Below are 12,160 nucleotides of genomic sequence, written 5' to 3'. Positions count from 1 at the left end.
GCGCCACGCTTACCCGGCCGCAGCATTCGCTATTGCGCTGACCTGCCTGACGGTGACGACCACCTTGATCGCGTCTTCGACCCGTTCGCGCGCATATCGTAGCGCGGTCGGCAGATCGGCGAGCGGAAACGTGTGGGTGTGAATGCGGGTCGCATCGAAGCGCTTTTCGGCCATCAGCGCCATGGCGCGGCGGGTGGCGCTGCGGCCTTCGCCGCGGATGCCGTAGGCGTAGATATTGTTCTTCACGAGATGCGCGAGATCCATCGTCACCGGATCGTGCGGAAACGCGGCGAGGCAGATCTTTCCGCCGCGATTGGTCATGTGGATGGCCTGGTTGATGGTCGCCTCGGTGCCGGCGCATTCCACGACGTAATCGGCGCCGATGCCGCCGGTAAGCTGCCTGACGACCTCGACGGCGTCCTCGTCGTTGATATTGATGACGCGATCGGCGCCGAGTTCCTGGCCGATCGCGAGCCGCTTGTTGCGCGTCCCCGTCAGGATCACCGGGCTGGCGCCAAGCGCCTTGGCTACGGCCACCGCGAGCAGTCCGATCGGCCCAGGCCCGATCACCACGACGCTCTCGCCCGCGACTAATCCCCCCAACTCAGTCAAGCCATACATCGACGTGCCGGCGGTGACGACCAACGTCGCCTCCGCGTCGCTCATGCTGTCGGGCACCCGCGCCAGCGTGTTGATGTGATTGACGGCGTATTCGGCAAAGCCGCCGTCGGTGGTAAAGCCGTTGGCGCGATGGCCCTTCTCCGGCTTCCCGTAGTTCAGGCATGACGTGTACATGCCTTGCCGGCAGCGCTTGCACTGACCGCAGCCGGCGTGAATCTCCACGCTGATCCGCTCGCCGATCTTGAATTCGTCGACATCGGGCCCGAGCGCAGCAATCGTGCCCATATATTCATGGCCCGGCGTAAAGTTTTTGTTGAAGGGCAGGCCGCCCAAAATGCTCGCCGGCGAACCCGAGTGAATGATTTCGAGATCGGTCGCGCAGATCGCCACCGCGTCGATGCGGACCAGGACTTCGGCGCGCGCCGGAACCGGTACCGGCTTCTCGCGCAGCATGAGCTGATCCGGTTCGCCCAACACCCAGGCTTTCATGCGGTCCGGAATCGGAAAGTCGGGCGACGTTGTGACGCCGTCGGGCTGGTACATGGCGCGGATCCTCCCGCGTTCGAGCTTACCGGAAATCACAGGTTGACCAAATTAGTTGATGCCCTGCAGCAGTGTGCTCGTGCTTGCTGCAGGGCAACATGCCCCGTCGCAAAACCTTCATACGCGGCCTATACTTGCTCTTCGGTTGGTGCTGAAGTCCATAATCGCCACGCTAGACCGGGGTAATTCATGAAAACCGTCCGTTTTGTTCTCGCCTTGCTGGCGCTGTCGCTGATCGCGCCCTTGCAATCCGCCAAAGCGGCCGACGTCATTTGCTACAATTGTCCGCCGGAATGGGCCGACTGGGCCTCGATGCTCAAGGCGATCAAGGCCGACCTCAACTACGACATCCCGCACGACAACAAGAACTCCGGTCAGGCGCTGGCGCAGATCCTTGCCGAGAAGGCCAATCCGGTCGGTGATATCGGCTATTTCGGCGTCACCTTCGGCATGAAGGCCAAGGCGCAGGATGCGCTGGAGCCCTACAAGCCGGCGAATTGGGATCAGGTCCCCGCCGGGCTGAAGGATGCCGACGGTTACTGGACCACGATTCATTCCGGCACCCTCGGCCTGTTCGTGAACAAGGACGCGCTCGGCGGCAAGCCGGTGCCGGCCTGCTGGAAGGACCTGCTCAAGCCCGACTATAAAGGCATGGTGGGCTACCTCGACCCGTCGTCAGCGGCGGTAGGCTATGTCGGCGCGGTCGCGATCAATCTGGCGCTCGGTGGATCCGACAAGAATTTCGATCCCGCGATCAACTTCTTCAAGGAGCTGCGCAAGAACGATCCGATCGTCCCCAAGCAGACCTCCTACGCCCGCGTCGTGTCCGGCGAGATGCCGATCCTGCTGGATTATGATTTCAACGCCTATCGCGCCAAGTATTCCGAGAAGGGTAATTTCGAGTTCGTGATCCCCTGCGAAGGATCGGTGGTGTTCCCCTATGTTGTTGGCTTGGTCAAGAACGCGCCCGACAAGGACAAGGCCAAGAAGGTGATGGACTATCTCTTGTCCGACAAGGGGCAGGCGATCTGGACCAATGCCTATCTCCGCCCGGCGCGGCCGATCGAGCTACCTGAGGCTGTGAAGAGCAAGTTCCTGCCTGACAGCGATTACGCGCGCGCGAAGAGCGTCGACTGGGGCCAGATGGAAAACATGCAAAAAGGCTTTGTCGACCGCTATCTCGCCGAGGTCCGCTAAGGCAATATGGTCCCCAGTCATAGCGTTTTCGAGCGAAGTGGCTACCGGTTCGCGTGAAGAAAACGCGTCAAACATGAGATGGAGCTATGGTTCTGATTCATCAGAACCATAGCTCTGGGGCCACCATTCTTGATGTCACATAGATCATTTGTCTGGCTGTGCCTGCTGCCGCTGGTGGTGGTTACGGCGGCATTTTTCCTGCTGCCGATGGCCCGGCTGGTCGTGACCGGAGCGGAAGGTCCGCAAGGTCTTGCGGGCTATTTCGCGATCCTGACCGAGCCGCGTTATCGCGCGACCCTCATCAACACCGTGCTGCTGGCGGCGGCGACCACCGTCGCTACGCTCATCATCGCGACGATCGCCGGAATGTTTCTGCAACGGCATCGCTTTCCCGGCCGCGCCGTCTTGATTGCGATGCTGACCTTTCCGCTGGCGTTTCCCGGTGTGGTGATCGGCTTCCTGATCATTCTGCTCGCCGGTCGTCAGGGTCTCATTGGTGACCTCTCCAACCGCCTGTTTGGCGAAAAGCTGGTGTTTGCCTATTCGATCTACGGGCTGTTCCTCGGCTATCTCTATTTCTCGATTCCGCGGGTCATCCTCACCATCATGGCGGCGGTGCAGAAGCTCGATGTCGGTCTGGAAGAGGCGGCGCGGTCGCTCGGTGCAAGTCCATGGGCGGTGCAGCGCGATGTCGTGCTGCCGGCGCTGGCGCCGGCCTTCATCGCATCAGGTGCGATTGCGTTTGCGACCGCGATGGGCGCGTTCGGCACGGCGTTCACGCTGGCGACCAATATCGATGTGTTGCCGATGCTGATCTACACCGAGTTTACGTTGGCGGCCAATTTTTCGACCTCGGCCGCGTTATCGGTCGGGCTCGGCATTATCACCTGGTTCATTCTGGCGCTCGCCCGCTCCTTCAGCGGCAGCTCCGTCGCGGCGGCTGGATAAGACCATGCGCGACCGTCTGATTTTTACCGGTCAGTTCATCTTCACGCTGCTCGTCGCCGCGTTCCTGGTGGTGCCCGCGATCCTGTCGATTTCCGCCGGCGTCACAGTGAATTACTTTCGCGGTATCCAGTCCGGCGTGACCCTGCAATGGGTGGCGCAGGTGTGGGAGCTCTACGCCGGCACGATCCTGCTCTCGTTTGTGATCGCATTGGCGACCCTCGCCGTGACGCTCGCCGCGGGAGTGCCCGCCGCTTACGCCTTGCATGTGCGGGGAGGGCGGCTGGCGCGGATCGTCGAAGAAATCATCACGCTGCCGCTGGCGATCCCCGGGCTCGCGATTGCGCTGGCGTTGCTGTTGACCTACGGCAGTTTCGGCGATTTCCGCCGTTCCTGGCTCTTCATCCTCGTCGGCCATGTCATCTTCACCATGCCCTTCATGGTTCGCTCTGTGATGGCCGTGTTTGCGACCGTCGACATCAAGACGCTGGATGAAGGAGCGGCATCGCTCGGCGCATCGCCGTGGCGGCGCTTTCGCGATGTGATCGTGCCCAACGCGGTGCCTGGGATACTGGCGGGCAGCCTGATGGTGGTGACGCTGTCGCTCGGCGAGTTCAACCTCACCTGGATGCTGCACACCCCGCTGACCAAGACGCTGCCGATCGGGCTCGCCGACAGCTACGCCTCGATGCGGCTCGAGGTAGCCTCGGCCTATACGCTGATCTTCTTCGTGATGATCATCCCGCTTCTGGTCGCGATGCAGTTATTTGCCGAGAAGGAGCAGAAGCGATGAGTGCGCAGGCCGGACATGGCGCCTCGGTGCGTATCGAGGCCTGCGGCAAGACATTTGCCGACGGAACGCACGCGCTCGAACCCGCGACGCTCGATATCGCCCGCGGCGAAACGCTGGTGCTGCTCGGCCCCTCCGGCTGCGGCAAGACCACGATGCTGCGCATCATCGCCGGCCTCGAACTGCCCGACGCCGGCGGCAGGGTGCTGTTCGACGGCAAGGACATGACGCCGGTGCCGATCGAGCGGCGCAATGTCGGCATGGTGTTTCAGTCCTACGCGCTGTTCCCCAACATGAGCGTGGCCGACAATATCGGCTACGGCCTGAAGATCCGCGGCGTGCCCGACAAGGAGCGTGCGTCGCGCGTCGCCGAACTGGTTGATCTGACCAACATCTCCGGGCTGGAAAACCGCCGCATCGATCAGCTCTCCGGCGGCCAGCGCCAGCGGGTTGCGCTGGCGCGCGCGGTCGCGATCCGGCCGGGCATTCTGCTGCTCGACGAGCCGCTGACTGCGCTCGACGCGGCACTGCGCGACCGGTTGCGCGGTGAGCTCAACCGCCTGCTGCGCGCGCTCGGGATCACCACGATCTATGTGACGCACGACCAGGCCGAGGCGATGGAACTCGGTGACCGCGTGGTCGTGATGCGGAAGGGATCGATTGCCCAGATCGGCACGCCGCGCGAGATCTACTTCACGCCGAAAAACCGCTTCGTCGCCGAATTCATCGGCGCGGCGAATATCGTCGAGGCCGCGATCGAGGACGGTCATCTCGTATTGCCCGGAGGGCGCCAGCCGGTTGGCGGTGCGGCGGATATGCCGGCCGCGGTCGCCATGATCCGTCCCGAAACCATCCGCATCATGGAGGCGGGCACTGCGCCGCTTTCGGGCATCATCGACAGCGTCAGCTTCATCGGTGACCGGCAACGGCTGGTCGTCAGCGGTGCATCCGATAGACTGCTCACCGTCGATGCGCCGAATACGGTCCAGGTCCGTTCCGGGGACCGGGTCGGACTGTTGGTTTCGCCGGACGCCGTCCGCCTGCTGCCATCAGAGGAGTGAGAGGGCATATGTCGTCAAGGCCGGTTCGTATTGCCCAGATTTCCGACCTGCATATCAAGCCGCCGGGGTCGCTGGCCTATGGCCGGGTCGATACCGCCCAGGCGCTGGAACGCTGTGTCGCAGCGCTGAACGAATTCGACCCAGCGCCTGACTTCGTGGTGATCTCGGGCGACCTTGCCGACACGCCATCGGCGGAAGAATATCAATATCTCAAGCGGTTGCTGGCGCCGCTTAAACTGCCGTTCGCGGGCATTCCCGGCAATCACGACTCGCGTGAGCTGATGCGCGCGGCACTGCCGTCGGCGTCCTATGCCTTTGCCGCAGGCGCCCTCAACCAGAAGATCGAGGCCGATGGGCTCGATCTTGTCCTGCTGGACTCCAGCGTGAACGGCAAGCCGCATGGCCAGCTCGATGGGCCGACGTTGCAATGGCTCGAAGCGACGCTGGCGGCAACACCTGATCGTCCCGCGCTGCTGTTCCTGCACCATCCGCCGTTCAAGGCCGGCATCTGGCACATGGACCGCCAGAATCTCCTCAACGCGGCCGAGCTGGCGGCCGTCATCCGGCGTCATCCGCGCGTGCAACTGATTGCGACCGGCCATATCCACCGCGCCACGCTGACGATGTTTGCGGGTGTGCCAACCACGATCTGCCCGGCGCCGAACCACGCCGTCGATCTCGATCTGGCCAAATTGCGCGAGCCTTCCTTCAAGGTCGAGCCGCCGGCCTTCCACCTCCACACCTGGTTTCCCGGCGAAGGATTCGGCACCGTCGTCACCCATCACGTCCCGATCGGGACATTTGATGGGCCGCACCCGTTCTTCGGGGCAGACGGAAAGTTGCTCTGAGAAGGTGGCCTACGCCGACTTGATCCCGAACAACTTTGCAGCATTTCCACCCAGGATCGCGATCTTCTCTTTATCGCTCAGCGTCGTGGTCGCGAACACATGGTCGACGGGATGCTGCTCCCACGGGATCGGGTGATCGGTCCCGAGCATCACCTGGCTGGCGCCGACCTGCGCCACCAGATGCCGCAGACCCTCCGGCGTGAACACCATGGCGTCGAAATAGAGCTGGTTGAGATATTCCGACGGTTGCTTCTTCAGCGTGATGTTCACATTGCAGTTTTGCGGCGACACGAAGCAGGCATGGTCGCCGCGCGCGGCGTAGGAGCCGAGATAGCCGCCGCCGTGGGCCGCGATGATCTTCAGCCCGGGGAAGCGATCGAGCGTTCCTTCAAAGATCAGATGCTGCAGGGCGATCGTGGTGTCGAGCGGATTGCCGATGGTGTTCGACAGCCAGCCATTGCCCTTGAAGCGTTTTGCCAACTCGGGCGTGCTCTGCGGATGGATGAACAGAACCGCTCCCAACTCTTCCGCCTTGGCCCAGACAGGATGGAATTTCGGATCGGAGAAATCCTCGCCCAGCACGCTGGCGCCGACCGCAGCCCCACGCAGGCCCTGCTTTTTGACCGCGGTCTCCAGTTGCTGCACTGCAAGGTCGGGATGTTGCAGCGTCAATGAGGCGAAAGCCGCAAACCGCTCCGGCCGCGCGGCACAGAGCTCCGCCAGCTTCTCGTTCTGCAGCTTGACGATTTGCGCGGACGTTTCTCGGTCCTTGCCGTACCAGAACGGATTGATCGACAGCACCTCCATGTCGATCGCCATCGCGTCCATTTCCTTCAGGCGCTGCTCGATGACGATGAAGTGCTCGGGCACGCCCTTGACCGGCGGCAGCACCTTGTCGGCCCCGTCGCCCATCAGGTTGATGGCCTCCCGGAAATAGCAATGCGCATGCACATCCACCGTCAGCACGCGCTTGCCGTTGACCTTGACCGGCAGGCGAGCGGCTTTTGGCTGCGCATGAGCGGCATCCAGCATGCCGCAGCTACAAAAGGCGATGCCGCTTGCGGCCGCGCCTTTCAGGAAATTCCGGCGGGTGGTCATCGATAGCCTCCCTTGATTTTTTTGGTTGCGTTTCCCCGGCCGGACGCTTGTTACCCGGCTCATTCTTTAGTGTTGCATCCGCCACATTGCCAAGTTGGCTGCGGGAGGGCAATCATCCCTGTAAAGATCGGATACGAAGCCGCAATGGCCCACCGGGAGAAACGATAAATGCGCCTGTTCCACCTGTTGATTCCGGCGCTTGCGCTGCTCCCGGCTTCCCATGCCGTCGCGCAGGGCAGCTATCCCGACCGGCCCATCAAGATGATCGTGCCGCTGGCTGCCGCAAGCGCGGTCGATGTTGCAGCAAGGATCGTGACGCAAAAGATGGCCGACAACATGGGCCAGCAATTCGTGATCCTGAACCAGCCGGGCGCATCGGGTTTGATCGGCGCCGAGGCGGTCGCGCGCGCCGAGCCGGACGGCTACACGATCGGCGGCTTCAACGACAGCATCATGACCATGGTGCCTAACCTGCAAGCCAAGATGCGCTGGGACATTCTGAAGGACTTCGAGCCGGTATCGCTGGTTGCGACGGTGGAGTGGGGACTGATCGCCAACAATAACGCCAGCTTCAACAGCGCCGCGGATCTGATTGCCGCTGCGAAGGCCGCGCCCGGCAAGATCGATTACGGTTCGGGCGGCCCGGGGAGCCCGCAGCATCTCGCAATGGCGATGTTTGCCTCCGCCGCCGGCATCTCGCTGACCCACGTGCCCTACAAGGGCGCCACGCAAGCCGCGACCGATGTCGCCGCCGGTCAGATTCCGGTCGCCTTCCAGGGCCTCGGCACGGTCGCGGCGCTGGTGCGCGGCGGCCAGGTCAAGTTGATCGGAGTGACGACCGAAAAGAGGTTGGCGCAATTCCCTGACGTGCCGACCGTTTCGGAATCCGGCCTGCCGGGATTCCTGTTCAATTCGTGGTTTGCGATTCTGGCTCCCGCCGGTACGCCGAAGGAGATCATCGCCCGGCTGAATGCGGAAGCGTTGAAAGCGGTCGGTGACCCCGATGTTCGCCGCCGGCTGGAAGAGTTGGGTTTCGCGGTGCGCGGCAGTTCGCCGGAGGAACTGCGGATCCTGACGCGCGATCAACTCGCCAAGTACGCGCGCGTGATCAAGGAAATGGGTATCGCCAACGAATAGACCGCCGGCCGTGACGCGGACACATCAACGGCCAGCGGCAGGTCTTGTCAGTCCGTCATCAGTAGCAGGCGTAACGGCGGCCGCCGCGGCCGACATAGGATTCGGCGCCGATGGCACAGGGGCCGGCCGACCATGCGTAAGCTCCGCGAATTTCCCGGCGCAGCTGGTAATCGCCGGTGTAGGGGTTATTCGGTCCCTTGTTCTGGCAATTGGCGTTCGGGTAAAACTGTGCGCAGTAGCCGGGGTTGGAAATCACTTCCTGCGCCGTGGCCGGCACTGCGGCCGCGGCCGACAGGAGGGCTGCTACGCTCAGCAAGGCTATTCTCGTCAGGGCTATTCTCGTCATGGCTATTCTCCTCAACGGTGGATGACCGCGCGCTGGGCTGAAAATATTCGGCGCATGCGCGTGGACGTTCATTCACTGGCTCGGGCTATTGGTGCGGTGGATACAAGGAAAGGTTCACCCTGGTTGCGCCAGCGAACGGGCGGCATGGCAGGGCTGTTTTACATCTTTAAGGTGTGTGTCCTATTGTTTGCCATCCAATTCTCCGGTGTATTCATCCTGATCTGTCTTCCGATCCCCCCGATTCCAGAACCGGCGCGTCATGGATTGCCTGCCTGAACGCGCCAGCCCACCCAAATGCTTGTTCCGCCATGATCTTTCGCTAGTCTGATACAGGTGGATGGAGGAAGCCGAGGGTGCATTGCCTGGTCTGTTCATCGGCCCTGAGAGCCGGCGATTTGTTCTGCTCCGCCTGCGGAGCGGTGGTGCCGGGTCACCCGCTCAGCCCGCCCGCGCCCGAATCGCCAGGCCGTATTGCGGGCGAGCGGAAATACCTCACGGTCCTCTGTGCCGACCTGCAGCGTTCGACCGATCTGATTTCGGAGCTCGATCCCGAGGAGGCGATTTCACGGCTTGAACCGGCTCTGATCGCCATGCGCACGGCGGTTCGCCGCAACCGCGGCATTGTCAGCAAGGAGGGTGGCGATGGGCTGATCGCGCTGTTTGGTGCACCGCACGCGGACGACAATCACGCCGTCATGGCGTGTCATGCGGCCGTCGAACTGGTCCAGCGTATCAAGCTGCTGGAGGACCCCGGTCTTCACGTCCGGGTCGGCATTCACTCCGGCTACGTCGTCACCCATGTCATCGAAGCCGACTTCTCCTCGATCTACGAGGCTGGCGGACCGGCGGTCCATCTGGTCAAGCGGTTTGAGAGCGCGGCGCAGGCCGAACAGATCCTGGTGTCGGAGTCCTGTCAGAGCCTCTCGGCCGGCCTCGTGAACTTCAAGCCGCTGCCACCGAAGCGGATGGAGGGATTTCCGGCGCCGGTTCCCTGCTACGAGCTGATTCAGATCAGCGGGATGACCCGCTGGCGGGCGCGATCGACCAAGGGACTGTCGTCGTTTGTCGGCCGGGATGAGCAGATTTCGCAGCTACAGCGCGCGGCGCAGCAGGTCGGCGCTTGCGGACAGATCGCTGCGCTGGTGGGAACGGCCGGCATCGGCAAATCCCGTCTGGCCCACGAGTTCGTCGCGACCTTGCGCGAGGCGAACTGGCAGGTTCTGGAAGCCGAAGGCAATCCGCTCGAGCAGGCTGTGCCCTATGCATTGCTGAAGAAGCTGCTGCAAAGCGCGTTGCAGGTGGGACACATCGAGCCGGCGGACCAGACGGGTTCGGGCGAGGATGCGGCGCCCGCTTATGCCGACCTCTGGCCCGCGGCACTTGCGTCGGTGCTCGACCAGCCCATCGGCGACCCGCGCTGGCGCGATCTCGAACCCCTGCTGCGGCGGCGCGTGATTGTCGATGCCATCCGGGCCACGGTGGATCGGGTGATCTCGACGCGTCCTACGGTTCTGCTGCTGGAGGACCTGCACTGGATCGACGGGCAGAGCGAGACCGTCGTTGAAGCCCTGATGTCGCTCGCAACAAGCCGGCCGCTGCTGGTGCTGCTGACGTGGCGAACCGAACATTCGCCGGGGTGGCTGGGGGAGCTCGACGTCCGGCGAATCTGGCTTCGATCCCTCGACGCGAATGCGGCGAACACGCTCCTCGACGATCTGCTCGGCTCCGTCGCCGGCCTCGATGCGCTCAAGGCCCATATTCTTCGTCATACCGGTCAGATCCCGCTTTTCATCGAAGAAGTGGCGCGGCAGCTCATCAGCCGAGGCGTCGTCGATGCCGGTGGTGGAACGGTCTCCTGGGACGCGCTTGAGGTCCCGCCGACCGTGCAGGGCGTCATCGCCTCGCGCATCGATCGCTTGCCAAAGGAGGACAAGGCGCTCCTGCAACTCGCTTCGGTTATCGGACCGCAGGTGTCGTCGCACCTGCTCGGCACGGTTACCGGCATGCCGGCGGCGGAACTGCAAAGCCGCCTCTGGTCGCTGGAGATCCTGGATTTCCTGACCGCCGCCCGGTCGCCGGGATCGCCGGATTATGCTTTTGCCCACGATCTCATTCGCGAGGTCGCCTATGAATCGATCCTTCGCGCGCAGCGTGAGGTGCTGCATCGCCGGATACTGTCAGCTCTGGAGGCAAACTCGATCGGGCGTGAGGAAGATGTTTCGGAAGCGCTCTGCCATCACGCGACCCGGGCGCAGGACTGGGCAAAGGCCGATCGATACGCATACATGGCTGCCAAGAAGGCATTGACCAGATCGGCGTTTCGCGATGCGACGGGGTACTTCCAGACGGCGATGGACGCGGTCGAAAGGCTGCCGCCCTCGACCGGGCGGGAACAGCGCGCCATCGACCTGCGCATCGAAGCTCGATTGGCTTTCGCGCCGCTCGGAAGCATGGAGCAGTGGCTTGGACTCTGCAGCGATGCGGAGAGGCGCTCGGAAGCGATTGGCGATGAGCAGAGGAGACTTGCGTCGATCGTTGCCAAGGCCGTGGCCATGAACTTCTACGGGACTCCGTTTGAAGGTATCACTGTGTCGGAGCAAGCCGTAGCGCTCGCCAGCGCTTCTTCAGATCGTGCCTGGCTCAGCTACGCGGAGTACGTACTGGGTCAAGCCCACTTCATGGCGGGCCATTTCCGGGACGCCAAGGTGTATCTCGATCGATCCAGCGCTCGCCTCGCCAGTGAGCCTGACCGCGTTCCGCCGGGGACGACGGGATCGAGCATTTTCGTGCTCTGTCATATGATGCGAGCAATCGTTCACGCATGGTTGGGCGATTTCGATGAATCCCAGCGATGCTGCGACCTGGCCACCGATACGGCCGAACTCAACGACCGTCCTTACGATATCATCGCGGCCGACTACGGTCGCGGCCTGGTGCAGATGCTGCGTGGCAATCTCGATGAGGCGGAGATTTCTCTCAATCGGGCCTCTCTGCTTTCCCGCGAGAACGAGGTCAGGCTGTTTCTGCCGCTCGTGATGTGTGCGCTCGGAAACCTGTACTCCCAGCAGGGTGACCCGAAGCGTGCACGGGATATCCTGCTTCAGGCCAAAGACGAAGCCGCCGCCGCCGGCCACGCCACCAGCATCGTGGCGGTTTCGGCCTATCTGGGGGTGGCGTACTGCCAACTTGGCGAGGTCCAGCATGGGCTGTCTCTGGTTCGGGCCTGCCAGGCCAGCGCGAAACAGAAGGGTTACGGCGGTATCGAAGCCCTGGCCACTTTTGCTGAAGCCAATGTGCTTGCGTCACTGGGCTCGTCCATGACGGAGGAGGCGATCGGCAGCGCAAACAGGGTGATCGAAATTGCGGGCAGGCTGGAGGCGCAGCCTCTGCTCGGCGCCGCGAAGGGGACGCTGGCCCGTCTACTGGCAGCTTCGGGCAGGCGGATCGAGGCGCAAGATGAGCTGCTGCAAGCGATAGCGCTTTTCGATAGATCCAAAATGACTATACATCTGGAACGTGCTAAGTCGGCTCTCTCCAAGTTTTCGGATGTCTGACAGATTGCAGCTATCGCTTT

Annotated in this window: 10 protein-coding genes; 7 read left to right on the top strand and 3 right to left on the bottom strand. The window is 62.8% G+C overall.

Going from position 1 to position 12,160, the window contains the following annotated elements:
* Positions 1-9: 9 nt before the first annotated feature.
* Entirely contained in the window at positions 10-1,164 is a 1,155-nt protein-coding gene (locus tag BLS26_RS08375; RefSeq protein WP_092510079.1) for a zinc-binding dehydrogenase, read from the bottom strand.
* Positions 1,165-1,353: 189 nt separating this feature from the next.
* Here BLS26_RS08375 and BLS26_RS08370 point away from each other — a divergent pair, with 189 nt between their 5' ends.
* The 5 genes from BLS26_RS08370 to BLS26_RS08350 all read left to right on the top strand — a co-directional run bounded on the left by BLS26_RS08370 (position 1,354) and on the right by BLS26_RS08350 (position 6,005).
* The gene (locus BLS26_RS08370; RefSeq protein WP_092510077.1) at positions 1,354-2,361 is read left to right on the top strand and encodes an ABC transporter substrate-binding protein; all 1,008 of its coding nucleotides are present in this window, start codon (positions 1,354-1,356) and stop codon (positions 2,359-2,361) included.
* A gap of 132 nt (positions 2,362-2,493) precedes the next feature.
* Positions 2,494-3,309: an ABC transporter permease gene (locus BLS26_RS08365; protein ID WP_092510075.1), complete on the top strand. Its 816-nt coding sequence runs from the start codon at positions 2,494-2,496 to the stop codon at positions 3,307-3,309.
* Between the two features lie 4 nt (positions 3,310-3,313).
* Positions 3,314-4,099, top strand: coding sequence for an ABC transporter permease (locus BLS26_RS08360; protein ID WP_092510073.1), 786 nt, complete (start codon positions 3,314-3,316; stop codon positions 4,097-4,099).
* Positions 4,096-5,157: an ABC transporter ATP-binding protein gene (locus BLS26_RS08355; RefSeq protein ID WP_092510071.1), complete on the top strand. Its 1,062-nt coding sequence runs from the start codon at positions 4,096-4,098 to the stop codon at positions 5,155-5,157. The genes BLS26_RS08360 and BLS26_RS08355 overlap by 4 nt, the downstream gene beginning before the upstream one ends.
* A gap of 8 nt (positions 5,158-5,165) precedes the next feature.
* A complete protein-coding gene (locus tag BLS26_RS08350; RefSeq protein ID WP_092510069.1) occupies positions 5,166-6,005 on the top strand; it encodes a phosphodiesterase in 840 nt (279 codons plus the stop codon).
* Between the two features lie 9 nt (positions 6,006-6,014).
* On the opposite strand, the gene BLS26_RS08345 is transcribed toward BLS26_RS08350, so the two are convergent.
* Complete coding sequence (locus BLS26_RS08345) at positions 6,015-7,103, bottom strand: amidohydrolase family protein (RefSeq protein WP_092510067.1); 1,089 nt, start codon at positions 7,101-7,103, stop codon at positions 6,015-6,017.
* A 168-nt stretch (positions 7,104-7,271) separates the two neighbouring features.
* Here BLS26_RS08345 and BLS26_RS08340 point away from each other — a divergent pair, with 168 nt between their 5' ends.
* Positions 7,272-8,240, top strand: coding sequence for a tripartite tricarboxylate transporter substrate binding protein (locus BLS26_RS08340; RefSeq protein WP_197681325.1), 969 nt, complete (start codon positions 7,272-7,274; stop codon positions 8,238-8,240).
* Positions 8,241-8,298: 58 nt separating this feature from the next.
* On the opposite strand, the gene BLS26_RS08335 is transcribed toward BLS26_RS08340, so the two are convergent.
* Positions 8,299-8,586, bottom strand: a complete 288-nt coding sequence (locus BLS26_RS08335; protein ID WP_157676385.1) for a hypothetical protein — start codon at positions 8,584-8,586, stop codon at positions 8,299-8,301.
* Between the two features lie 353 nt (positions 8,587-8,939).
* On the opposite strand from BLS26_RS08335, the gene BLS26_RS08330 reads away from it, so the two are divergent.
* The gene (locus BLS26_RS08330; RefSeq protein WP_092510063.1) at positions 8,940-12,140 is read left to right on the top strand and encodes an AAA family ATPase; all 3,201 of its coding nucleotides are present in this window, start codon (positions 8,940-8,942) and stop codon (positions 12,138-12,140) included.
* Positions 12,141-12,160 lie beyond the last annotated feature (20 nt).

It is taken from the genome of Afipia sp. GAS231 (assembly GCF_900103365.1).
Classification (GTDB): domain Bacteria; phylum Pseudomonadota; class Alphaproteobacteria; order Rhizobiales; family Xanthobacteraceae; genus Bradyrhizobium.
This window is presented reverse-complemented; position numbering and strand designations above follow the sequence as displayed.

Coding starts and splice junctions, on each gene's coding strand:
- BLS26_RS08370 (WP_092510077.1), top strand. CDS start 1,354: ATGAAAACCGTCCGTTTTGTTCTCGCCTTGCTGGCGCTGTCGCTGATC.
- BLS26_RS08340 (WP_197681325.1), top strand. CDS start 7,272: ATGCGCCTGTTCCACCTGTTGATTCCGGCGCTTGCGCTGCTCCCGGCT.
- BLS26_RS08350 (WP_092510069.1), top strand. CDS start 5,166: ATGTCGTCAAGGCCGGTTCGTATTGCCCAGATTTCCGACCTGCATATC.
- BLS26_RS08375 (WP_092510079.1), bottom strand. CDS start 1,164: ATGTACCAGCCCGACGGCGTCACAACGTCGCCCGACTTTCCGATTCCG.
- BLS26_RS08345 (WP_092510067.1), bottom strand. CDS start 7,103: ATGACCACCCGCCGGAATTTCCTGAAAGGCGCGGCCGCAAGCGGCATC.
- BLS26_RS08335 (WP_157676385.1), bottom strand. CDS start 8,586: ATGACGAGAATAGCCCTGACGAGAATAGCCTTGCTGAGCGTAGCAGCC.
- BLS26_RS08355 (WP_092510071.1), top strand. CDS start 4,096: ATGAGTGCGCAGGCCGGACATGGCGCCTCGGTGCGTATCGAGGCCTGC.
- BLS26_RS08360 (WP_092510073.1), top strand. CDS start 3,314: ATGCGCGACCGTCTGATTTTTACCGGTCAGTTCATCTTCACGCTGCTC.
- BLS26_RS08365 (WP_092510075.1), top strand. CDS start 2,494: ATGTCACATAGATCATTTGTCTGGCTGTGCCTGCTGCCGCTGGTGGTG.